At 72.0% G+C, this 20,657-nt stretch carries 20 protein-coding genes and 1 tRNA gene; 11 read left to right on the top strand and 10 right to left on the bottom strand.

Annotation, left to right across the window (positions count from 1 at the left end):
- Positions 1–123: 123 nt before the first annotated feature.
- The 4 genes from H7H31_RS22840 (at position 124) to H7H31_RS22825 (ending at position 4,207) form a co-directional block, all read left to right on the top strand.
- Entirely contained in the window at positions 124–1,359 is a 1,236-nt protein-coding gene (locus H7H31_RS22840; RefSeq protein WP_232110354.1) for a betaine/proline/choline family ABC transporter ATP-binding protein, read from the top strand.
- On the top strand, positions 1,356–2,219 hold the full coding sequence (locus H7H31_RS22835; RefSeq protein WP_187062832.1) for an ABC transporter permease: 864 nt from the start codon (positions 1,356–1,358) through the stop codon (positions 2,217–2,219). Before H7H31_RS22840 ends, H7H31_RS22835 begins: the two co-directional genes overlap by 4 nt.
- 2 nt (positions 2,220–2,221) lie before the next feature.
- A complete protein-coding gene (locus H7H31_RS22830; protein ID WP_372455969.1) occupies positions 2,222–3,256 on the top strand; it encodes a glycine betaine ABC transporter substrate-binding protein in 1,035 nt (344 codons plus the stop codon).
- Positions 3,257–3,466: 210 nt separating this feature from the next.
- Entirely contained in the window at positions 3,467–4,207 is a 741-nt protein-coding gene (locus H7H31_RS22825; RefSeq protein ID WP_187062830.1) for a winged helix-turn-helix domain-containing protein, read from the top strand.
- Between the two features lie 213 nt (positions 4,208–4,420).
- Here the strand turns inward: H7H31_RS22825 and H7H31_RS22820 are convergent, their stop codons facing one another.
- The 9 genes from H7H31_RS22820 to H7H31_RS22780 all read right to left on the bottom strand — a co-directional run bounded on the left by H7H31_RS22820 (position 4,421) and on the right by H7H31_RS22780 (position 13,870).
- A complete protein-coding gene (locus H7H31_RS22820) occupies positions 4,421–5,200 on the bottom strand; it encodes a S16 family serine protease (protein ID WP_187062829.1) in 780 nt (259 codons plus the stop codon).
- Positions 5,201–5,352: 152 nt separating this feature from the next.
- Positions 5,353–5,991, bottom strand: a complete 639-nt coding sequence (locus tag H7H31_RS22815) for an IclR family transcriptional regulator (RefSeq protein ID WP_176161876.1) — start codon at positions 5,989–5,991, stop codon at positions 5,353–5,355.
- A 439-nt stretch (positions 5,992–6,430) separates the two neighbouring features.
- Positions 6,431–8,215 (bottom strand): DEAD/DEAH box helicase, encoded by a 1,785-nt coding sequence (locus H7H31_RS22810; protein ID WP_176161877.1) that lies wholly within the window; start codon positions 8,213–8,215, stop codon positions 6,431–6,433.
- A 145-nt stretch (positions 8,216–8,360) separates the two neighbouring features.
- A complete protein-coding gene (locus tag H7H31_RS22805) occupies positions 8,361–8,738 on the bottom strand; it encodes a type II toxin-antitoxin system death-on-curing family toxin (protein WP_187062828.1) in 378 nt (125 codons plus the stop codon).
- Complete coding sequence (locus H7H31_RS22800) at positions 8,738–8,935, bottom strand: Arc family DNA-binding protein (protein ID WP_187062827.1); 198 nt, start codon at positions 8,933–8,935, stop codon at positions 8,738–8,740. Before H7H31_RS22800 ends, H7H31_RS22805 begins: the two co-directional genes overlap by 1 nt.
- 32 nt (positions 8,936–8,967) lie before the next feature.
- The gene (locus H7H31_RS22795) at positions 8,968–10,656 is read right to left on the bottom strand and encodes an MFS transporter (protein ID WP_187118065.1); all 1,689 of its coding nucleotides are present in this window, start codon (positions 10,654–10,656) and stop codon (positions 8,968–8,970) included.
- A 350-nt stretch (positions 10,657–11,006) separates the two neighbouring features.
- Positions 11,007–12,014, bottom strand: coding sequence for a YeiH family protein (locus H7H31_RS22790; RefSeq protein WP_232110352.1), 1,008 nt, complete (start codon positions 12,012–12,014; stop codon positions 11,007–11,009).
- Between the two features lie 185 nt (positions 12,015–12,199).
- The gene (locus H7H31_RS22785) at positions 12,200–12,772 is read right to left on the bottom strand and encodes a cysteine dioxygenase family protein (protein WP_187059856.1); all 573 of its coding nucleotides are present in this window, start codon (positions 12,770–12,772) and stop codon (positions 12,200–12,202) included.
- Between the two features lie 192 nt (positions 12,773–12,964).
- Positions 12,965–13,870, bottom strand: a complete 906-nt coding sequence (locus H7H31_RS22780) for a LysR family transcriptional regulator (RefSeq protein ID WP_187059855.1) — start codon at positions 13,868–13,870, stop codon at positions 12,965–12,967.
- Between the two features lie 288 nt (positions 13,871–14,158).
- On the opposite strand from H7H31_RS22780, the gene H7H31_RS22775 reads away from it, so the two are divergent.
- Both H7H31_RS22775 and H7H31_RS22770 read left to right on the top strand, forming a co-directional pair.
- Complete coding sequence (locus tag H7H31_RS22775; protein WP_187059854.1) at positions 14,159–15,064, top strand: alpha/beta fold hydrolase; 906 nt, start codon at positions 14,159–14,161, stop codon at positions 15,062–15,064.
- A 532-nt stretch (positions 15,065–15,596) separates the two neighbouring features.
- Positions 15,597–15,668: transfer RNA gene (locus H7H31_RS22770), tRNA-Cys, on the top strand.
- A gap of 107 nt (positions 15,669–15,775) precedes the next feature.
- On the opposite strand, the gene H7H31_RS22765 is transcribed toward H7H31_RS22770, so the two are convergent.
- On the bottom strand, positions 15,776–16,117 hold the full coding sequence (locus H7H31_RS22765) for a DUF1330 domain-containing protein (RefSeq protein WP_187063108.1): 342 nt from the start codon (positions 16,115–16,117) through the stop codon (positions 15,776–15,778).
- 420 nt (positions 16,118–16,537) lie between these two features.
- Between H7H31_RS22765 and H7H31_RS22760 the strand changes: the two genes are divergently transcribed.
- From H7H31_RS22760 to H7H31_RS22740, 5 genes are all read left to right on the top strand, one after another.
- Positions 16,538–16,744 (top strand): hypothetical protein, encoded by a 207-nt coding sequence (locus H7H31_RS22760; RefSeq protein ID WP_187063106.1) that lies wholly within the window; start codon positions 16,538–16,540, stop codon positions 16,742–16,744.
- A complete protein-coding gene (locus H7H31_RS22755) occupies positions 16,728–17,249 on the top strand; it encodes a DUF6879 family protein (RefSeq protein WP_187063105.1) in 522 nt (173 codons plus the stop codon). The genes H7H31_RS22760 and H7H31_RS22755 overlap by 17 nt, the downstream gene beginning before the upstream one ends.
- Positions 17,239–18,072, top strand: coding sequence for a helix-turn-helix domain-containing protein (locus tag H7H31_RS22750; protein ID WP_187063104.1), 834 nt, complete (start codon positions 17,239–17,241; stop codon positions 18,070–18,072). The genes H7H31_RS22755 and H7H31_RS22750 overlap by 11 nt, the downstream gene beginning before the upstream one ends.
- A gap of 391 nt (positions 18,073–18,463) precedes the next feature.
- Positions 18,464–19,642: a methyltransferase domain-containing protein gene (locus tag H7H31_RS22745; RefSeq protein ID WP_187063103.1), complete on the top strand. Its 1,179-nt coding sequence runs from the start codon at positions 18,464–18,466 to the stop codon at positions 19,640–19,642.
- A 263-nt stretch (positions 19,643–19,905) separates the two neighbouring features.
- Complete coding sequence (locus H7H31_RS22740) at positions 19,906–20,325, top strand: GNAT family N-acetyltransferase (RefSeq protein ID WP_197996013.1); 420 nt, start codon at positions 19,906–19,908, stop codon at positions 20,323–20,325.
- Positions 20,326–20,657: the final 332 nt, after the last annotated feature.

Below are 20,657 nucleotides of genomic sequence, written 5' to 3'. Positions count from 1 at the left end.
ACCAGCAACGGCCAACCCAGCGACCAGCCCGTCCAGCCCGCACAGGCCGCCCAGGCCAGCGGCCGACCCGGCGGTGGGGCCACCGGCAACGCCCCCGCGCGGGGCGCCACCACCGGGGCCACCATCGAGCTGGAGAACCTCACCAAACGCTACCCGGGCAGCGAGGCGCCCGCCGTGGACAACGTCAACATGGAGATCAAGGCCGGCGAGACGGTGATCTTCGTGGGCCCCTCGGGGTGCGGCAAGTCCACCACGCTGAAGATGATCAACCGGCTGATCGAGCCGTCGTCGGGCCGCATACGCATCGGCGACGAGGACGTGACCGGCATAGACCCGGTCAAGCTCCGCCGCAAGGTGGGCTACGCCATCCAGTCATCGGGCCTGTTCCCGCACATGACGGTCGCGCAGAACATCGCCCTCGTACCGAAGATGGTCGGCTGGCGGGGGGCCCGCGTCACGGCCCGCGTCGAGGAGATGCTCGACCTGGTCGGGCTCGACCCGCGGGAGTTCCACGACCGCTACCCGCGCCAGCTCTCCGGCGGCCAGCAGCAGCGGGTCGGCGTGGCCAGGGCGCTGGCGGCCGATCCGCCGGTGCTGCTCATGGACGAGCCGTTCGGCGCGGTGGACCCGATCACCCGCGACCACCTCCAGGACGAGCTGATCCGGCTCCAGCACGAGCTGCACAAGACCATCGTCTTCGTCACCCACGACTTCGACGAGGCGATCAAGCTGGGCGACCGGATAGCGGTGCTGCGGGACCGCTCGCACATCGCCCAGTTCGACACGCCGGAGGCGATCCTCACCAACCCGGCCGACGACTTCGTCTCCGGGTTCGTCGGCGCCGGGGCCGCACTCAAACGGCTCAACCTGACCCGGGTACGCGACGTGACGGTCGAGGACATCCCGACCGCGGTGATCGACGACCCGTTGCAGTCCATCTTCGACCTGTTCCGGTCGGCCTCGATCAACGAGGTGCTGCTCCTCGACCGGCACCGGCGCCCGTACAAGTGGCTGCGCCGAGGCGACCTCAGCCGCGCCAAGGGATCGCTGGCCCGCGCCGGCACGCTCGTCGCCGACACGGTGACCCGGGACGCCACGCTGCGCGACGCGCTGGAGGCGGTGCTCACCGACAACGCCGGCCGGGTCCCGGTCACCGGGCGGCGCGGCGAGTACACCGGCGTGGTCGACATGGAGACGCTGATGAACTCCGTCCACGAACTCCTGGAGGCGGACCGGCTCGACGCCGTGGAGCACCAGCACCAGTTGCACGAGGCGCGCTCGCACCAGACCCACCTCGAACAGGAGGGCGCCGCGGGCGGCAGCACGCCACGCGGGCCGGGCCAGGAGGCTGGCGCATGAGCCGCGCGGGCACCGGGGGGCCCGGCGGTCGAGCCGGGCGCGCGGGGACGGACCTGCCCCCGCCGGACGAGACACGGGCCGTGGACGTCGAACGCAGGCCGCCCGCGCCCAGCGCCCAGCCACCCCGGCTGACCTGGCAGAAGCTCACCTTCCTGCCGGCCACCATCGCGGTCGGGCTGCTGGCCACCTGGCTCTGGTTCCGCGGCGCCGAGCTGGACTCCATCGCGCGCAACGCCATCGCGGACGGCAACGTGTGGCTGCGGCTGCGCCAGCACGTCGAGCTGACCGCCATCTCCACGTTCTTCGTGCTGATCATCGCCATCCCGCTGGGCATCGCGCTGACCCGGCGCCGGCTGCGGCCCGCGGTGCCCGTGGTGCTGGCCATCGCCAACATCGGGCAGGCCACGCCCGCGATCGGGCTGCTGGCGCTGCTGGTGATCTGGCTGGGCATCGGCACCAAGGCCGCGCTGGTGGGCATCGTCGCGTACGCGGTGCTGCCGGTGCTGGCCAACACCATCGCGGGGCTGCGGGCCATCGACCCGACGCTGATCGAGGCCGCGCGCGGCATCGGCATGTCGGCCGTCGGGGTGCTGCGCAAGGTGGAGCTCCCGCTGGCCGTGCCGCTGATCCTGGCGGGCGTGCGCACCGCGTTGGTGCTCAACGTCGGCACGGCGACGCTGGCGTACTTCGGCGGCGGGGGCGGGCTCGGCGACCTGATCGCCACCGGCATCAACAACCAGCGCATGCCCGTCCTGGTGCTCGGCTCCATCCTCACGGTGGCGCTCGCGCTGCTTGTGGACTGGCTGGCCTCGGTGGTCGAACTGCTGCTGCGCCCGCGCGGCCTTGAGGGGGACGCATGAGGATGCCGGGGGTACGCGGGAGGGGCCGGCGGGCGGCGGCGGGCCGCCGGCCGGCGGGCCGCGGCCGGGCCACGCTCGGCGTCGGGCTCGCGGCGGCGCTGCTGGCCCCGGCCCTGCTCAGCGGCTGCGGGCTGCACAGCGGCAGCATGATGGTCGACGACGTGGAGCCGGGCACGATAGGCCGCGGCAAGCCGCTGGAGGGCGCCAACCTGACGGTGACCTCGAAGGAGTTCACCGAGAACATCATCCTGGGCCAGGTCATCGGCATCGCCTTCCAGGCGGCCGGCGCCAAGGTGCTCGACCGGACCAACATCCAGGGCTCCATCGGCGCCCGGGAGGCCATCAAGTCGGGCGACGCGGACGCGATGTACGAGTACACGGGCACCGGGTGGATCACCTACCTGGGACACGAGAAACCGATCGTCGACCCACGGGAACAGTGGCGCGCCGTGCGCGCGGCGGACCGGAGGAACGGTGTCGCCTGGCTGCCGCCGGCCAGCCTCGACAACACGTACACGCTGACCGTCAACCAGGCGAACGCGGAGAAGTACGGCGTGCGCACCCTGTCCGACGTCGCGGCGGCGACCCGGCGCGACGGGTCGCTCAAGCTGTGCGTGGACACCGAGTTCGCCTTCCGTGACGACGGGCTGCCCGGCATGCGCGAGGCGTACGGGATGCGGTGGCCGGGTTCGCGGGTGCGCAAGATGGAGGCCGGCGTCATCTACCGCGAGGTACGCAAGGGCTCGGCCTGCACGTTCGGCGAGGTCACCTCGACCGACGGGCGCATCCAGGCGATGAAGCTGGTGGTCATGGAGGACGACAGGCACTTCTTCCCGAACTACAACGCCGCCCCGGAGATCCACGGCAAGACGCTGGAGAAGCACCCCGAGATCGCCGAGGTGCTCAACCCGATCACCGCGAAGCTGACCAACGCGGTGGCCCAGCGGCTGAACGCCAAGGTGGACGTGGACGGCGAGGACCCGCACGACGTGGCGCTGGACTGGCTGGTGACCGAGGGCTTCGTGAAGAAGGGCTGAGCGCCCCCACGCCGGCGCTGACGCTGGCACCGGCACCGGCACCGGCTTCGGAGCCGGTGCCGGCAAGGGCCCCGGTCGCGGTCCCCTTGGGGCGTGGCCGGGGCCTCGTCGTGGTCGGGTTCAGGGGCTCCACCTGCGGAGACCTTCTTGCAAAGAAAGTCATGCAAAGAAAGTGTTGCAAGGCTTTCTTTGCAAGCTTACGGTGGCCGCATGAGCACCCACGAGGTCCCACCCCCCGCCCCCGACCCGAGGCCCGCCACGGGCGGGGCGACGCCGCCGCTCCGGCAGCTCGACGCGCGGTCGCTGCGCGGCCTGGCCCATCCGTTGCGGTTGCGGCTGCTTGAGGTGCTGCGGCACGACGGTCCGGCGACCGCCTCCCGGCTCGCGGACCGGCTCGGCGAGTCCAGCGGCGCCACCAGCTACCACCTGCGCCAGCTCGCCTCGTACGGCTTCGTCGCCGAGGAGACCGGGCGCGGCACGGCCCGCGAGCGCTGGTGGCGGGCGGTGCACGAGGGCATCCAGGTCAGCGACCCGGAGACCTTCCTCGGGCACGACGACCCCGCGGTGCGCGGCGCGCTCGACCTGGTGCTGCACGAGATCGCCAGCATCCACACCAGCGAGCTGTCCACCTGGCTCGGCTCGATGCACACCTGGTCCCAGGAGTGGCGCCGCCGCGGTGACATCAGCGACTACACCCTGTGGCTCACCCCCGAGGTCGCGGGCGAGTTGGGCGAGCGGCTGCGCGAGGTCATCAACGACTACCGGGACCGGGTGCCGGCCGACGCCGACGACGCCGCCTCCGTCCGGCTCCACCTGCACGCCTTCCCGCGCGAGGGCGGCCAGCGGCGCGCCGCGCGGGAGGAAGGCGCGCGAGACGGCGAGAGCGCGGGAGACGACGGCACCGCACAGGAGCGCGGGACCGTACGAGACGACGAGGAGGAAGCGACATGACGCACGCCGACATCCACGCGGCCACGCACGACTACCGCGCCCGCGAACTGCGTGCCGAGGCGGCCACCTGGCGGCTGGCGCACGGTCGGCCGCCGGCCGGGCCCGGCGGACGGGCCGCGTCGCGCGACCGGGCCGGCGAGGGCTGGGCCTGGCTGCGCGACCGGTGCGGCTGGGCCCTGGTGGGTCTCGGGTTGCGGCTGGTCAGCCGGCCGCTCAGCAGCTCGGGACCGCTTTACCCGCCGCGAGGGCCCGGAGGGACGACACCGCGTCCTTCAACTCCTTGACCGGAATGAGCTTGAGCCCCTTGGGCAGTTCCTCCGTGACGTCGGAGCACTGCTCGCGGGGGACGAGGAAGACGCTGGCGCCGTCGCGCTTGGCCGCCTTCGGCTTGAGGCCGACGCCGCCGACCGGGCCGACCTTGCCGTTCGCGTCGATCGTGCCCGTGCCGGAGATGATCCGGCCGCCGGTGAGGTCGCCGCCTCGGCCGTCGCCGTCCAGCTTGTTGATGATGCCGAGGGTGAACATCAGCCCCGCGCTCGGGCCGCCGACCTTGGCGAGCCGCAGCGTGACCTTCACGTCCTTCGGCGAGCGGTGCAGGTAGCCCAACGCCGCCTGGACCGCCGAGTCCTGGGACTCCTTCATCTCCTCGCGGTTGTGCTTGTCCACCTCCTTCGGCGAGTCGCCGACCGGGTAGACGGAGTCGCGCGGCATCACCGCTCGCCCCTCGTTGAACCAGCCGCTGACCACGTCCTTGAGGCGGATGTCCGCGTCCGGGCCGGTGGCCACGATGGCCGTCATCCGCAACTGCCCGCTGGTCTCCCGGGTCGGGGCGCCCTCGATGGTGATCACCGGCTGGCCACGGTCGGAGCCGAGCACGTTCGCGGTCAGCCCGGGGTAGGCGATCGAGAACGGCAGCGGCGCGAACGCGGCGACCGCGAGCAGGGCGACGACGAGCGTGGAGCAGACCGCGAGGATGCGAGCGCGAGGAGACACGTCCGCCACCCTAAAGGACGGCAACGTTTCCCCGGCCGGGCAGGGCCGGCCGGGGCGGGGCACGGCAGGGCGGCGCCGCGGGGGCGGGCGCGGCGGATCGCCCGCGCCGGCGCGGGGCGCGGCGGCGGCGGCCCCGGGCGCGCGGCCGGCGCTCAGCGCAGGGCGTCCGCGACCTCCTTCGCGGCCTCGACCACCCGCGGGCCGACCCGCTCGGGCACCGAGTCGGTCAGCATCACCACGCCCACGCTGCCCTCGATGCCGGTCACCCCGAGCAGCGGCGCGGCGGCGCCGCTCGCGCCGGCCTCCAGCTCGCCGTGGGTGAGGGCGTAGCCGCTGTCGGTCAGGCCGTTGCGGGCGGCGAGGATGGCCCGGCCCGCGGCGCCTCGGTCGAGCGGATGGCGGAAGCCGGCGCGGTAGGCGACGTGGTAGTCCGTCCAGGTCGGCTCGACGACGGCGACGGCGAGCGCCTCGGCGCCGTCCACCAGCGTGAGGTGGGCGGTGGCCCCGATGTCCTCGGCGAGCGCGCGCAGCGCGGGCATGGCGGCCTCGCGCACCAGTGGGTGCACCTGCCGGCCGAGCCGCAGCACGCCGAGGCCGACCCGGGCCCGTCCGCCGATGTCCCGTCTGACGAGGGCGTGTTGTTCGAGCGTGGCGAGCAGGCGGTAGACGACGGTGCGGTTGACGCCGAGCTTGTTGGACAGTTCGGTCACGGTCAGACCGTGGTCGGTGTCGGCCAGGAGTTTGAGGACACGCAGCCCTCGATCGAGCGTCTGAGAGGTCTCCGCGGTCACGACGCCCCCTTCTCGGGTGAGTGGCGGCCGATTCCGGTTCAGCGCCACCGGTCCCATCGGCAGCGCGCGGAAGAGGCCACCGGTCGCGGTTCGCACGCACCGGCCGCGCTCCGCGGCGGCGCTGCCACGGGGCGTGTGCGTGGGGGAACGCTAGCGAGCGGGTTCGCTCAGCGGAAGAGCTCGTCCACAATCCGGTCAACTGCGCGACACCTCACGCCCGGTGTGCGCCCCGATATGGGCCGATGGCCCGCATTCGGCGGGTCGAGCCGGTGGCGTACGGGAGCGCGGAGGGGCGCGACGGTGCGCCGGGCCGACCGTACGGCGAGGTGGCGCGCCCGGGGGCGCGCCAGCCCCGCGACGGGGGCGGGCCCGGGCCAGCGGCGGGGGGCGGGCCCGGGCCGGCGGCAGAGGCGGGGCCAGGGCCAGGCCGGCCGCCCCGTCAGCGCATGCGGGTGGCCCACTCCCGGACCTTCTTGATCCGCTCACGGATCTGGCCGGCGGTGGCCTCCGCGCTCGGCGGGCCGCCGCAGACCCGGCGCAGCTCAGTGTGGATCACGCCGTGCGGCTTGCCGCTCTGGTGTACGTACGCGCCGACCAGGCCGTTCAACTCCTTCCGCAGGGCGAGGAGTTCCTTGTGGCTGACGACGGGGCGACGGTCGGCGGGCAGTTCGAGGAGGTCGGCCTCCTCGTCGGGCTTCTTGCGGCTGTGCGCGATCTGCCGCGACTGCCGGCGCTGGAGCAGCATCTGCACCTGATCGGGTTCGAGCAGGCCCGGGATGCCGAGGTAGTCCTGCTCCTCCTCGCTGCCGGGGTGCGCCTGCATGCCGAACTCGGCGCCGTCGTAGAGCACCCGGTCGAAGACGGCGTCCGACTCCAGCGCCTCGAAGGAGAGTTGGTCCTGCTCGCCGGTGTCCTCGTCCTGCTGCCGCTCGGCCTCCTGGAGGAGCTTGTCCTCCTCCGCGTACGGGTTGTCCTCGCCCTCCTTCTTGGGCTTGTCGAGGACGTGGTCGCGCTCGACCTCCATCTCGTTCGCGAAGCCGAGCAGCGTCGGGATGGTCGGCAGGAAGACGGAGGCGGTCTCGCCGCGCCGCCGGGACCGTACGAAGCGGCCCACGGCCTGCGCGAAGAACAGCGGCGTCGAGACGGTGGTGGCGTACACGCCGACCGCGAGCCGGGGCACGTCCACGCCCTCGGACACCATCCGCACCGCGACCATCCAGCGGCTGTCGGACTGGCTGAACTCGTCGATGCGCTGTGAGGCCGCGGTCTCGTCGGAGAGCACGACCGTCGGCCCGTCGCCGGTGATCTTGCGTAGCAGCTTGGCGTACGCGCGGGCCTGCTCCTGGTCGCTGGCGATCACCAGGCCGCCGGCGTCCGGGATAGCTTTGCGCACCTCGCTGAGGCGGCGGTCGGCGGCGGCCAGCACGTTGGGCATCCACTCGCCGCGCGGGTCGAGCGCGGTGCGCCACGCCTGCGAGATGGCGTCCTTGGTCATCGGCTCGCCGAGCCGGGCCTCGATCTCGTCGCCGGCCTTGGTCCGCCAGCGCATGTTCCCGCTGTACGACAGGAAGATCACCGGGCGCACGACGCCGTCGCCGAGCGCGTTGCCGTAGCCGTACGTGTAGTCGGCCGAGGAGCGGCGGATGCCGTCGTTGCCCTCCTCGTACGTCACGAACGGGATCGGGTTGGTGTCCGAGCGGAAGGGCGTGCCGGTCAGCGCGAGCCGGCGGGTGGCCGGGTCGAACGCCTCCAGGCACGCCTCGCCCCAGGACTTGGAGTCGCCCGCGTGGTGGATCTCGTCCAGGATGACCAGCGTCTTGCGCTGCTCGCAGCGGTTGCGGTGCAGCATGGGGCGCACGCCGACGCCCGCGTAGGTGACGGCCACGCCGTGGTACTCGCGGCTGACCGGGCCGGCCGAGTACTCCGGGTCGAGCTTGATGCCGACCCGCGCCGCGGCCTCGGCCCACTGCTTCTTCAGGTGCTCGGTCGGCGCGACCACGGTGACCTGCTGCACGACGTGGTGGTGCAGCAGCCAGGAGGCCAGCGTCAGGGCGAAGGTGGTCTTACCGGCGCCGGGCGTCGCGACGGCCAGGAAGTCGCGCGGCTGCTCCTGGATGTACTTGTCCATCGCCCCCTGCTGCCAGGCACGCAGCTTGTTCGCCGTACCCCAGGGGGCCCGGCCGGGGAAGGCGGGTGAGAGGTGGTGGTTCGCGGTGGTAGTCACGGTCTCCGTCGGGCTGGCTCGGGATCGGCAACCGCGTCAGCGTACCCGTGCCACCACCCCCGGCACGGGCGTACGGGGGGTGGTGGGGCGGGGGTGGGACTCAGGTCACACTCCCCCCGCCCCCGTCACGCCGGGGCGTGGATGTTTACGCCGAGGAAGCCGCGAATCGCGGCAGCAATTCCGCGATCTTGGGTACGTCCAGCTCGCCCTGGGCCACGTTCAAGACGAAGCGCTCAGCCTCGTCCACGTCGAAGCCCTCGACCAGCGGATGGCCGTTGACGTGCAGAAAGACCCAGGTCGCGTACCAGGCGAGGCGCTTGTTGCCATCCACCATGGCGTGGTTTCGGGCCAGCGACTCCATCAGCGCTGCGGCCTTCTGCCACACGTCGGGGTACGCGTCCTGGCCGAACACGCTGGCCTGGGGGCGAGCGAGTGCGGACTCCAGCAATCCGTAGTCGCGCACCTCGCTCTCCCCGAGACGCTGGGCGAGCCCCAACAACTGGGGCAGGTCCAGGAACTTCATCAGGCGAGCCTCCGGTTCAGCTCGGCGCTGACCTTCAGCACGTGATCGGCGGCCTCGTTGTAGAGCCGGGAGTGTTCGTTTATGGCGACCATCACGGCGTCGTGAGCGAACGCCTGCATGCTGCGCCCCTCAGCTTCCGCGCGTTCTCTGAGGGCGTCGAGTTCTTCTTCCGTGAAACGCAGGTTGAGTGCGGCCATACCGGCACGGTACCACGTGGTACCACGCCGTACTACGCCTTTCCCGGCCGCAGCCGCGTCGTCACGAAAGCCCCGACCAGGGCCATCGCGGCCATGCCGAGCAGGACCGCGGCGAAGGCGGCCGGGTGGTCGCTGGAGCCGGCGGCGTCGGCCGCGTCGTGGGTGCCGACCGTGGCGGAGCCGCCGCCGAAGGCGACGAAGAGCACGCCGCTCGCGCCGAGCAGCGAGATGTTGCCGAGCGCGTCGGAGACCTGGAGCGATGCCGCGTTGGAGCCCGCGTCCTCCGGGCGGGAGAGCTTGAGCAGCAGCACGCTGCCGCCGGAGATCGTCACGCCCATGCCGAAGCCGCCGATGACCCAGGAGGCGGCGACGATCCACGCGGGCACCCCGTCGATCAGCGCGGTGGCCGCCAGCGCGATGGACACCGCGATCATGAGCATGCCGACGCCCATCAGCCGCTCCCGGTGCGCGTGCAGGCGCGGCCGGCTCTGCGCGTACGAGCCAAGGGCCCAGGTCAGGCCGCCGCCGGTGAGCGAGAGGCCGGCCATGGTCGGGGACAGGCCGCGCTCGGTGACGAGCATCAGCGGTACGAAGGACTCGGCGCCCAGGAAGGTGCCGGCCGCCAGGCCACGCAGCAACACCACCGACGGCAGCCCGCGCGCGGCGCGGAAGGTGCCGGCGGGCAGCAGCCGCAGGACGCACGGCACGAGCAGCGCGGCGCCGGCGACGCCGGGCAGCAGCGAGAGCCAGCGCAGGTCCTGCACGGCGAACTGGAGCAGCCCGGCGCCGGCCGCGACCGCGAGGGCCAGCAGGATGCGGCGGCGGTCCATCGCCGTGCTGTGCCCGCCGGGCGGCAGCGTGCGCAGCGCGGGCAGCATCACCATCAGCGGCAGCAGCACCAGGACGGGCATGCCGAGGAAGACCCAGCGCCACCCGACGTGATCGGCGATCGTGCCGGCCACCACCGGGCCGACGATCACGGGCAGCACCCAGGCGGCGGAGAACGAGGCGAGCACGGCGGGCTGGAGCCGCTGTGGGAAGGCGCGGCCGACGACGACGTACAGCGACACGATGACCAGGCCGCCGCCGATGCCCTGGACGCCGCGGCCGACGATGAACATCCACATCTGCGTGGCCGAGCCCGCGACGACCAGTCCCGCGCCGAACGCGGCGACCCCGGCGAACAGCGGCGCCAGCGGGCCCCTGCGGTCGCACCACTCGCCGGAGAGCGTCATGGCGAACAGGCTGGCGGTGAAGTAGCCGGAGAAGGCGAAGGCGTACAGCCCCACGCCGTCGAGCCGGTCCGCCGCCACCGGCATGACCGTGGTGACCGCGCTCGCCTCGAAGGCGATGAGCGAGACGACGGAGATGATCCCGAGGGTGAGCGCGCGATAGGCCCGGCTGAAGACGGTGGCCTCGCTCGCGGGGATCTCGGCGTCGGCCCCGTCCCGCGCTCGGTCCCGGGCGCTGTCCGGGGCCTCGTGCCCGGTCGCGTCGCCGGCCGTGTCGGCGCCTCCGCCGTCGGGCCGGTCGTCGGGCGCCTCGCGGGGTGGGGCTTCGGTCGCCGTGGCGGTGTCGGGCGCGGGGCGGGAGGGGCTGGGCGGGGCGGAGGCGTCGGGTGCGGCGCCGGATATGCCGCCGGCGGCCCGGACGGCACCCGCGCCGCCGGCGGGTGTGGGGGCCGCGCCGGCATCCACGGAGCGCGGATCGAGGTCGGTCATGGCGTCAGAGTAAGGGCCACGAACCGAGTTGACCCCTGTCTGAAGGCGGTGTTCCGCTCGGCCATCGGGCCTACGCCCTCGGCGTCATCCGGGTCGCGGCGCGGCCCCGTGCGCGGCCGTGGCCAGACGGCCGGGGGCGCCCGCCGAACACGAACGTACGGGAGACCGGCACGCCCCACATGAGGCCCCACGCGAAGCCCCCGCGCGGGACGACGGGGCCGGGCCCGGGGTCGTACGGCCGTACGTTCCCGGGCCCGGCGCCGCGCGTGGCCCGGGCCCGGGGGTGGTGGGCCCGGCGCCTGGCGGCGGCCGGGGTGGCGCGGTGGGAGGAGTCCGCGCGGGCCGGGCCGCTACGCCGTCAGCAGGACGCCCGCGTACGAGACGCCCCCGATCACCACCCACGAGCACAGGCCGAGCGCGGCGACCCGGCCGCCCGTGCGGGCCAGCGTGGGCAGGTGCACCGCGCTGCCGAGGCCGAACAGGGCGGCGGCCAGCAGGAGTTCCTGCGCGTGCCCGGCGACGTCGATGGCGGCGCCGGGCAGCACGCCGGTGCTGCGCAGGGCGACCATCGCCAGGAAGCCGGCGACGAACAGGGGCACCAGCGGCGGCCGGCGCTTGGCGGCCCCGGGCCGCCCCTCGCCGGCGGGCGCGTCCGTCCGCGTACGGGCCCGGGCCCGTACGGACAGGGCCACGGCCGCCACCAGGGGCGCGAGCATCGCCACGCGCATGAGCTTGACCAGTACCGCGTCGCCTAGCGCGGCGGAGCCCGCGGTCTGCGCGGTGGCCACCACCTGCCCCACGTCGTGCACGCTGGCCCCGGCCCAGCGGCCGAACTCCGCGTCGCTAAGCCCGAGCGGGTGTTGCAGCAGCGGAAGTACGGCGATGGCGAGGGTGCCGCACAGGGTCACCAGGGCCACCGAGGTCGCCACGTCCCGTTCGTCGCTGTCGGACGCCTCGCTGACCGCGCCGATCGCGGAGGCGCCGCAGATCGAGTAGCCGGTGGCGATCAGCAGCGGCTGGTCACCCTGGAGGCCGAGCTTGCGGCCGAGCCACAGGGTGCCGAAGAACGTCGCCCCGACCACGGCGAACACCATGCCCACCGTCGCCCAGCCGAGGCCGAGCACGTCGTCCAGGCTCAGCTTGAGGCCGAGCAGCACGATGCCCAGGCGCATCAGCCGCTTGCCGGCGTACGACAGGCCGGGGCGGCAGCGGCCCCGTACCAGGGCGCGCACGCCGCGCACGTGCGCCGCGACCACGCCGAGCACCACCGCGATGGTCAACATCGGGACGGCGGGGAGCAGTTGGTGCGCCGCCCAGGCCACGGCGACGCCGCCGGCGGCGAGCGCGAGGCCGCTCAGCTTGTCCGAACGGGCACGCGCGGGCGGCGGTTGTTCGTCCCGCCCCGTGTTCGATCGGGCAGGCGTGCTGGGCGGCGGGGGCAGCGCGGCTGCCGCCCGGGGTGGGGCGGGCAGGGCGCTCGCGGGGCGCGGGTGGGGGCGCGGCTGCGCCCGTAGCTGGGGCGGGTGGGCCGAGCGCGGCCGGCTCACAGCTCGTCCGCGGGTAGCTCGTACACGCGGCGCACGCTGGTGCCGAGCCGCGCGATGTCGGCCCCGTAGATGTGGATCGAGATGGCCGTCTCGGTGCCGTCGTTGCTCACCCGGTGGATGTCGCCGGGGGGCGCGAAGCCGCACACCGAGCCGAGCGGGTTGACGACGTCCTGGGTGGCCACCAGGCGCGAGGTGGCGCCGTCGGAGACCAGGCGGTAGCGGCGCTCGCTCTCCTCGCCCTCGTGCACCCCGGTCACGCACCAGGACACGTGGTCGTGGATGGACGTCCGCTGGCCCGGCAGCCACACCAGGGCCACGACGGAGAAGCTGCCGTCCCGCTCGGCGTAGAGCAGGTGCTGCCGGTAGGTGTCGGGGTCGCCCTCGCGCTGCTCGTCGGTGAGGAGGTCGGGACAGGTGAGGTGGGGGCCGAGCCGTTCGCCCACCAGGTAGGCCGTCAGGTCCGGCGGCAGGCCCCGACCCACGGCCTCCCGCACGTCCTCGACGAGGGCGTCGAGACGCGCGGTCGTGCGTGCGGCCCGGAAGGGCGTGGGAGCGGTCGGAGTACGCATGCTCGAAGCCTCACGCCGGCCCCCGCGCGCCGTCTAACAACAGTTCCTTGGCCGCACCGGGGCCCGCGCTTATGGATGGCCGCGCGCACGGGCCGGCGCGAGTGGTGGGCGAGCGGCGGCTCCGGATGCCGTGCGGCGGGCCGTGCCACGGGCCGCGCGATCGGTGACGGCGGCGGTGCCGGGGTCAGCGGATCAGCAGCCGACGCGGCGCTCGGCGGCGGCCCGCAGCTCGTCGAGGACCAGCGCGGTGGCCGGAACGCGCAGGTGCTCGCGGAGCACGTACGCCGAGACCTGCCGGCGCGAGGCCGGGTCCAGGGCCCGCCCCGCGACCTTCTGGTGACACAGGAAGGACAGCACCAGCGAGGGCATCATGGCCACTCCCACGCCCGCCGCGACCAGGCTCTGCACGACCAGGTTGTCGTCGGAGGTGAAGGCGATGTCGGGCGCGAAGCCCTGCTCGGCGCACTCGTGCAGGAAGTTGGCCCGACATCGCAGACAGCCGGCGATCCACCGTTCCTCGGCCAGGTCGATGAGCTTGACCGCGCGCCGCCTGGCCAGCGGGTGCCCCGTGGGCAGCAGGATCGTGAGCTGGTCCTCGAACAGGCGCACCTCCACCACCTCGTCCGGCACCTCCTCGTGCAGGCCGGGGTAGGTGAAGGCCAGCGTGATGTCGCACTCGCCGCGCGCGAGGCGGCGCAGCGACTCGGGCGGCTCGCCCTCCAGGAGTTCCACCCGCACGCCCGGGTGGCCGACCGCGAGCGAGGCCATGACCTCGGGTATCAGCGTCGCGCTGGCGCTGGGGAAGGCGCACACCCGCACCCGGCCCGCGCGCAGCCGGGTGATGGCGTCCATCTGCTGCTGGGCCGTGGCGATGGTGTCGAGGATGACGTCGGCGTGCCGGGCCAGCGCCTCGCCCGCCTCGGTCAACCGCATCTGCCGGCCAACGCGGGTGAACAGCGCGGTGCCGACGTCCCGTTCCAGGGCCTTCATCTGCTGCGTGATCGCGGGCTGCGTATAGCCGAGCACGCGGGCCGCGCCGGAGTACGAGCCGGCTTTGAGGACCTCGCGGAACGTGTGGATGTGCCGGGAATCGAACACGCCTTCATCATAAGCAGATGTTGGGGTTGAGCGGCAGATCCCCTCGTTACGCGTATAGAAGGGCCTCCGGCACGCACCTCTGACGCCCCACCCGCACCAAGCCGCAGGCCAAAGCCGCGCAATCGGCGCGCCCCTCCCCCGCCCAGGCCCGCGACCGACACCACGGGCCCCGCCCGCCGTAACCCGCCAGCCCCGTGTCCCAGCACCCCGCTGGCCCCGCGCGCCGGGACGACGCGCCCCGCGCGCACGCCGCGTGGGACGGGCGGGCGGATGCGGCAAGCTGGACGAATGTCGCATGCCACCGCACCGCACGCCCTGCGCCCCGGCGCGCACCGGTACGCCTCGTACGACGGCGCCGAACTCGCCTACCGCGTCCTCGGCCCGCGCGACGGGGCCGCCGCGCCGCCGCTGGTCTGTCTCGCTGGCGGCCCCGGCCGGGACGCCGCGTACCTCGGCGACCTCGGCGGCCTCGACCAGCACCGGCCGCTGGTCGTCCCCGACAGCCGTGGCACCGGCGCCTCGCCCCCGGCCACCGACCCGAGCGGCTACGCGTTCCCCCGCCTCGCCCAGGACCTGGAGGCCCTGCGCCAGCACCTCGGCCTTGAGCGGTTCGCGCTGTTCGCCCACGACGCCGCGGCGGCGACGGCCCAGGCGTACGCCGCGGCCCACCCCGAGCGGCTCAGCCACCTCGTCCTGGTCTGCCCCGGCGCCCGGCTCCAGGGCGAACTCCCCGACGACGCCCGCGAGATTTTCGAGGCCCGCTCCGACGAGCCCTGGTGGGAGGACGCGTACACGGCGGTCCAGGCCCTGCCCACCGCCTCCGACCTGGACGACGTACGCGACCTGCTGCGCCGCGCCGCACCGCTGGCCTACGGCCGCTGGGAGGAGCCGCAGCAGGCGCACGCGGCGAGCGAGGGCGCCCAACTCGGCCCCGTCCCCCGGGCCGGCTTCTGGCAGGGCGTGGACGAGGCGGCCCGCCTCGCGCTGGTGGAGCGGCTGCGGGCGGTGCGCTGCCCGGCGCTCGTGGTGACCGGCGCCCGGGACGGCGTGACCGGCGTACGCGCCGGCGAACTCGTCGCCGCCTCCCTCGCCCACGCCAGCGCCCGCGCCCTCCCCGAGGTGGGCCACTTCCCGTGGGTGGACGCGCCGGACCTCTTCCGCACGACGGTGGAGGATTTCCTGCGCGGGGCGTGAGCCCTGCCCGGGCGGGGGCGCTGGCGTGGGTGCCTGTGGGGCGGGTGCGCCCGGGCGGTTTCTGTACGGGTACGGGTACGGGAGCGGCCGAGCGGTCCGGGCGTTGCGCGGGGCGTTCGTTAGGGGCTCGTGAAGGGCTCGTTGGGGGCGCGACGGCGGCCGTACGGGGGTGCTGGGGCCTCGCGCGCGGGCGCTTACGCGGGGCGGGCTGCGGAGTGGATGGCGGCGGAGGCGGATGGAGGTGCCGGGGCCGATGGCCGATCGGGCAACTCGGCTGCCCCATCGCGCACGCCCGCCGCGGGCCCACCGCGGGCCTGTGCGGCGGCCGAACCTCGCCTCACCAGGAGGCTCGCCGCCACGGGGCGCGCGGTCGATCGTGGCGGCCGTGTTGCGGTCACGTGGCAAGCGCCGCGCACTCGTTGACCAACCCGACCCGTACCGGCTTTAGTCATCTCAGCGACACCGCAACACCCCCGGCGAACGGCCCGATTCCCTCCCCACGGAGCGGAACCGGAACCCACGCCGGAAGCCCGGCCGTGTGCCCGAGTGGTTTAGGGGCTCGCCTGCAAAGCGAGTTACGTGGGTTCGATTCCCGCCACGGCCTCTTCGCACGGGGTTTCCTCCCGGCGGCGGGGGATTTCCTCCCGCCGCCGGGGTTCTCCGTGTGGCGGGGAATTCCCCGCCACGGCGACGGGTTTCTCCCCGCAGCGCTCAGCCGGCTTTCGCGCGCAACACGCGGGCCCGCTCGGTCGGGTCGTAGTCCGGCCCGACGCCCTCGATCAGCAGCACGTCACCCTCGATGTGATCGGTACGCAGCCGCAGAATGGCCTGGTAGGCGGGCGAGTCGTACCAAGCGCGCGCATCGGCGAGACTCGGAAACTCGATCAACACCATGCTGCCGGGCCACTCACCTTCCAGCACCTCGGCCGGCGGCCCGTGAATGACGAACCGCCCGGCGAAGGGGTCGAGCGTCGCCTGGATGCGCTCCAGGTATTCGATGATGTCGGAGTGATTCCGACGGCTGCGGAGATGGGCGAAGCCGTACGCGGTCATCACGGATCACCTTCATGCAGGGGGCGTTGGGCAGGCTCCGAAAGGTAGTGGGTGCGGCGGGCCGGGGCGATTACTTCGGGGGTAATGGAGATCGCCTGGAGGCGTTGTCGCCGTGCGCGTCGGGGGTGGTTGCCGGGTGATTGTCGGGTGGCTGTCATGCGGCGACCAGGGCTGTCGGTCGTGTGGGACTGGCGCTCATCGCGAGGCCCTGCCCTGCCTTGCTACCGGGTGTACGCCGAGCGCCTCTCGCCGGTTCCCGCGCTGTGCCGCCGGGGCCCGGGACAAGGGCTTACGAGCCGCACGGCAGGCCCCTTACCCGACTACGCGAATATCGGCCCTCTCGCGTGGACGGCCACGACCCCCCGCCCGTAGCGTCGTCGCAAGGGCCCCAACCGGGGCCATGCGCAAGGGGGTTTCAGCATGGCGCGCGAGGAACTGACCCGGCTGACCGGAAACGGGAACGGGGAGTGCGAGGACAACGACTGCCCCAACGTCTATCGAGCCGCAGGCGGCTCCCTTCTCGTTCAGGGCAACGTCTCCTTCGCCTTCCAGACCCCGCGAGGCGAGGCTCTGGTGGAAATCCCGGAATCGGTGCTCAGGGAGGCCGTTCGTGCTCTTGACGGGTGAAGCGTGGCAGGAGAAGTTCCGCGACTTTCGAAGAGAGGCATGGCGGCTCGAAACTCTGCCCGCCTACAAGGTTCCCCAGGCGGAAGAGAGGCTTCGTTCCTATCTGGCGGGAGAGCGCATCGACCCGCGCACCTACGCGAGCGAGTACACCGAGGATCTGAAGCGGGTAAGGCGCCAGGGAAAGAGCAAGGGACGCGTGCACATCGTGTCCCGGCCTCTTTCCAGGTACCTGGAGTACGAGTTCATGTACTACCGCCCCCACGCGTGGGCCGGGGAAGACATTCGCATCATGGACGTGACCGGTCGGGACAATCCGCTGGCCGGCGTCCAGGACTTCTGGATGTTCGACAGCAGCGAGGTCGTGCTCATGCACTACGAGGCCGACGGTACGCAGATCAGCCGCGAGGTGTACGAGGGCGACGTCACGCCGTTCCTCGAGTACCAGCGCATCGCACTGGCCGAGTCGGTTCCCTTCGAGGAGTACGTGAAGGGCCTTGACGTTTGATCCGGACGAGCTAGGACAGTCCAGGGCGGACCTGGCTGGCACGCTCAAGATGCTCCGCAAGCGAGCCGGGTTCACCCAGACCCGGCTCGCTCAACGTTGCAACATGTCACAAACCAAGATCAGCAACATCGAAGGCGGAAAGCTCACTCCCAGCCTCGTTGACGTGGAACTGATCCTCAGAGCCGTGAACGCGCCGCACGACCTTGCCGCCCAGGTGGCCGCTCTGGCCCGCACCGCGAACACGGAATGGCAGGACGTCTGGTCGCAGCGCCGCACCGGCCTGGAGAAGAAACAGAACGAACTGGCCGGCTTCGAGCGGTCCTCTACTGAACTGCGGTACTTCCTCCTGTCCATGGTGACCGGGCTACTCGCGACGCCTGAATACGTGCGGGCGAGTCTTGCTCACGTCCCGGGGGACCAGAGCAAGGCCGTGAGCAAGAAGCTGGAGCGGCAGGCGGTCCTCTATGACACAACGAAGCGTTTCACGTTCATCCTGACCGAGCAGGCGGTGCGGTGGCCTTTTCTCGCCGCGCCAGCCATGGCCGTGCAGATCGACCGGCTTCGGTCGCTGAGCCTGCTCCCCAACATCAGACTCGGCGTCATTCCCCTGGACGGGCACATACCAAAGGGCCCACTGAACACCTTCACCGTCTATGACGCCCGGATAGCGACCGTGGAGACGAAGACCGGAGCCATAATCCTTCGGGGATATCGAGACGTGTCGACGTATTTGGCGGAGTTCGCCGCGTACGAAAGCTTCGCACTGTTCGACGAAGAGTGCCGGGAACGACTTTCCGTGTGGGCTGAACGCTTCCGTAGCTGATTTTTACCCGATGACGAGAATAAAACCAGACGCCCCCCGCCCCCACCCTTATCGTGGTTCACACCAGCGAGTCCGGAGTCCAGCACGGCACCGGAAAGCATGACGGCGGCCCGATGCCGGCTTCGGTCAACGAAATGCCCTGTCGCACACCGCCGGTGATGACACGTAGGACCCGCGACTCGCGAGTGCGGCGTAGCCACGGCTTTCCAGTCGAGGGCTTCGCCACCCGATGTCACGCGAACCCAGGAGGTAACCCCATGCGTAAGTGGTGGCTCATGACGGCCGAGGGCGGTAACCCGCAGGATGACAGCGACAGTGGGAACAAGCACGGTGGCGGCGGGTCGGACGAGGGTGGTAACACCAACGACGGGCAAGGTCCGGCGGACGGTCGATGACTGAGCACGACGTGGCGGAGGCCGGCCTCGAACGGTTGGCCTCCGCGCTCATGCGGAAAGGGTCGCTCGCCTCTGACTGGCTTCCCGCGTTCCGACAGGTGCCGAGGCACCTGTTCGTGCCGGAGGCGATCTGGCCCGGGAGCGCCGGCGGCAATCGTCAGGGAAACCGACTGCTGCGATCAGAGGCACCTCGCGCTTGGTGGGAGGCCGTTTACGCGGACGCGCCGATCACCACTCAGTGGGACGACGGGGCCTACACCGGACCAGGGAGGGGAAAGATTCCGTCCTGCTCCAACTCCATGCCGACCATGGTCTTCTCGATGCTCACCGCTCTGGACGTCCAGGAAGGCCATCGGGTGCTGGAGGTGGGAACCGGAACGGGCTGGAACGCCGCCCTGCTGTGTCACCGTGTCGGCTCTGACAGCGTGGTGACGGTCGAGGTGGACGAAGCCAATTCCGCAGCGGCGCGGAGTCGACTCCGAAACGCCGGCTTCGCGCCCCTGGTCATCACCGGGGACGGAGCCACGGGATACGCCGCACAAGCGCCGTACGACCGAGTGATCGCCACGTGCTCGATTGGCCGGATGCCCTACGCCTGGGTCGAGCAGACCGTGCCTGGTGGCGTGATCGTGGCGCCGTGGGGGCCGACGTACGGCGGGGAAGGCATCGTTCGCCTCAGCGTCGGGACAGACGGGACCGCGTCAGGGAAGTTCCTTGGCTCCTCGGCCTTTATGCGGCTTCGCGACCAACGGGTGGGGCGTATACATGTCCGCGAATACCTGAACGGTGAGCCATGGCCCGCCGGCGGCACCAAGTCCACGACGCGCCTGTCTCCGGACGACGTGGGTGACTGGCCCGTCATGTTCGCCATCGGAGCCCACGTACACGGCGTCTTCCCGTGGATGGAGCCGTACCAGGACGGTTCCTACACCCTGTGGTTGCGGGACACGGCGGTCAGTTCGTGGGCGACGGTCGACTTCGAAGAGGGCCGATCCGATTTCGAGGTGGTGCAGTCCGGCCCCCGCAAGCTGTGGAGCGAGGTCGAGGAGGCGTACCGCTGGTGGGAGGCCGCGGGCCGCCCCGGCTTCCAGCGGTTTGGTCTCACGGTCTCCACGGACAGCCAGACCGTGTGGATCGATGATCCGGGCAATCCGGTCCCGTCGTCCCGTAGCTGACCGAGGCAACAGGGCCTCGGGCCACGTCCGTGCTGCGCCGGCCGCGCCACGGTGGAACCCGACAGGACACGTGCCCGTGCGCCCGCGCGACGGCCACAACCGTGGTCGCCGACGGCCCGGCCGGTCGGCAACTGAGTGGAGTTCCACCCCCCACCAACGCCCGCCCCACCGAAATCACCACCCGCACGCGCCACCCGCTCCGCTATTCTCCGCATTCCGTGCCCGGCATGCGTTGCCGGTGCAGCGAGGAAAGGGGCGGTGGCGTGGAGATTCGGCGGGCTGGGGAAATTGGCGAGGTGGTCGCGGCCGAGCACCTTTTCGACGGGCCGGCCCGGGTCGGCGCGGCGGAGCGTTTTCTGCATGAGCCGGGGCATCACCTGCTGATCGCCTATGTGGCGGAACGGCCCGTCGGAATGATCACCGGTGTAGAGACCACACACCCCGACAAGGGAACCGAGATGTTCCTGTATGAACTTTCGGTGGACCCCGCGTATCGGCGGCGCGGCGTCGGGGGCTCGCTGGTCCGGGCGCTGGCGGGGCTGGCGCGGGATCGGGGGTGTTACGGCATGTGGGTCGGTACGGAACGCGACAACACGGCGGCGCTCGCCACCTACCGGGGGGCGGGAGCCACGGACGAGGAGGACTTCGTGGCTCTGACCTGGTCGTTCCGGGACCACGACTGAACCACATCGCCCGAAACACGAGCAATACAACGGGGGAATGGCAAATGTGGCCTACGCGAAGTGTCACCCACTCACGTCAGGCCACTTGTTACTAGCCGTAACCGGCCCCCCTGAATGGGCCCCTATGACACCCCTAGTGAGGTATTGGCCAACACGGGTCTGCAAAATCTATTCACGCGGCCGTCACGGAACAGTTTCACCATCCTCATAAACTCGGGGGACTTCGCCGGCAACCCCTACGATGTGGCCTGAATCCCCTCTCGGTGGCCACCACGGCGCGGCTCGGCTCTTAGGATCATCGTGCGGCTTACCCGTCGTTGTGGTGGCTGAAC

The sequence above is a fragment of the Streptomyces buecherae genome, assembly GCF_014295035.1.
Taxonomy (GTDB): domain Bacteria; phylum Actinomycetota; class Actinomycetes; order Streptomycetales; family Streptomycetaceae; genus Streptomyces; species Streptomyces youssoufiensis.
This window is presented reverse-complemented; position numbering and strand designations above follow the sequence as displayed.

What these genes read in the sequence shown, in the direction of transcription:
- H7H31_RS22835 (WP_187062832.1), top strand. Translation starts at nt 1,356, where the DNA reads ATGAGCCGCGCGGGCACCGGGGGGCCCGGCGGTCGAGCCGGGCGCGCG.
- H7H31_RS22830 (WP_372455969.1), top strand. Translation starts at nt 2,222, where the DNA reads ATGCCGGGGGTACGCGGGAGGGGCCGGCGGGCGGCGGCGGGCCGCCGG.
- H7H31_RS22825 (WP_187062830.1), top strand. Translation starts at nt 3,467, where the DNA reads ATGAGCACCCACGAGGTCCCACCCCCCGCCCCCGACCCGAGGCCCGCC.
- H7H31_RS22805 (WP_187062828.1), bottom strand. Translation starts at nt 8,738, where the DNA reads ATGAAGTTCCTGGACCTGCCCCAGTTGTTGGGGCTCGCCCAGCGTCTC.
- H7H31_RS22800 (WP_187062827.1), bottom strand. Translation starts at nt 8,935, where the DNA reads ATGGCCGCACTCAACCTGCGTTTCACGGAAGAAGAACTCGACGCCCTC.
- H7H31_RS22795 (WP_187118065.1), bottom strand. Translation starts at nt 10,656, where the DNA reads ATGACCGACCTCGATCCGCGCTCCGTGGATGCCGGCGCGGCCCCCACA.
- H7H31_RS22785 (WP_187059856.1), bottom strand. Translation starts at nt 12,772, where the DNA reads ATGCGTACTCCGACCGCTCCCACGCCCTTCCGGGCCGCACGCACGACC.
- H7H31_RS22775 (WP_187059854.1), top strand. Translation starts at nt 14,159, where the DNA reads ATGTCGCATGCCACCGCACCGCACGCCCTGCGCCCCGGCGCGCACCGG.
- H7H31_RS22765 (WP_187063108.1), bottom strand. Translation starts at nt 16,117, where the DNA reads ATGACCGCGTACGGCTTCGCCCATCTCCGCAGCCGTCGGAATCACTCC.
- H7H31_RS22760 (WP_187063106.1), top strand. Translation starts at nt 16,538, where the DNA reads ATGGCGCGCGAGGAACTGACCCGGCTGACCGGAAACGGGAACGGGGAG.
- H7H31_RS22745 (WP_187063103.1), top strand. Translation starts at nt 18,464, where the DNA reads ATGACTGAGCACGACGTGGCGGAGGCCGGCCTCGAACGGTTGGCCTCC.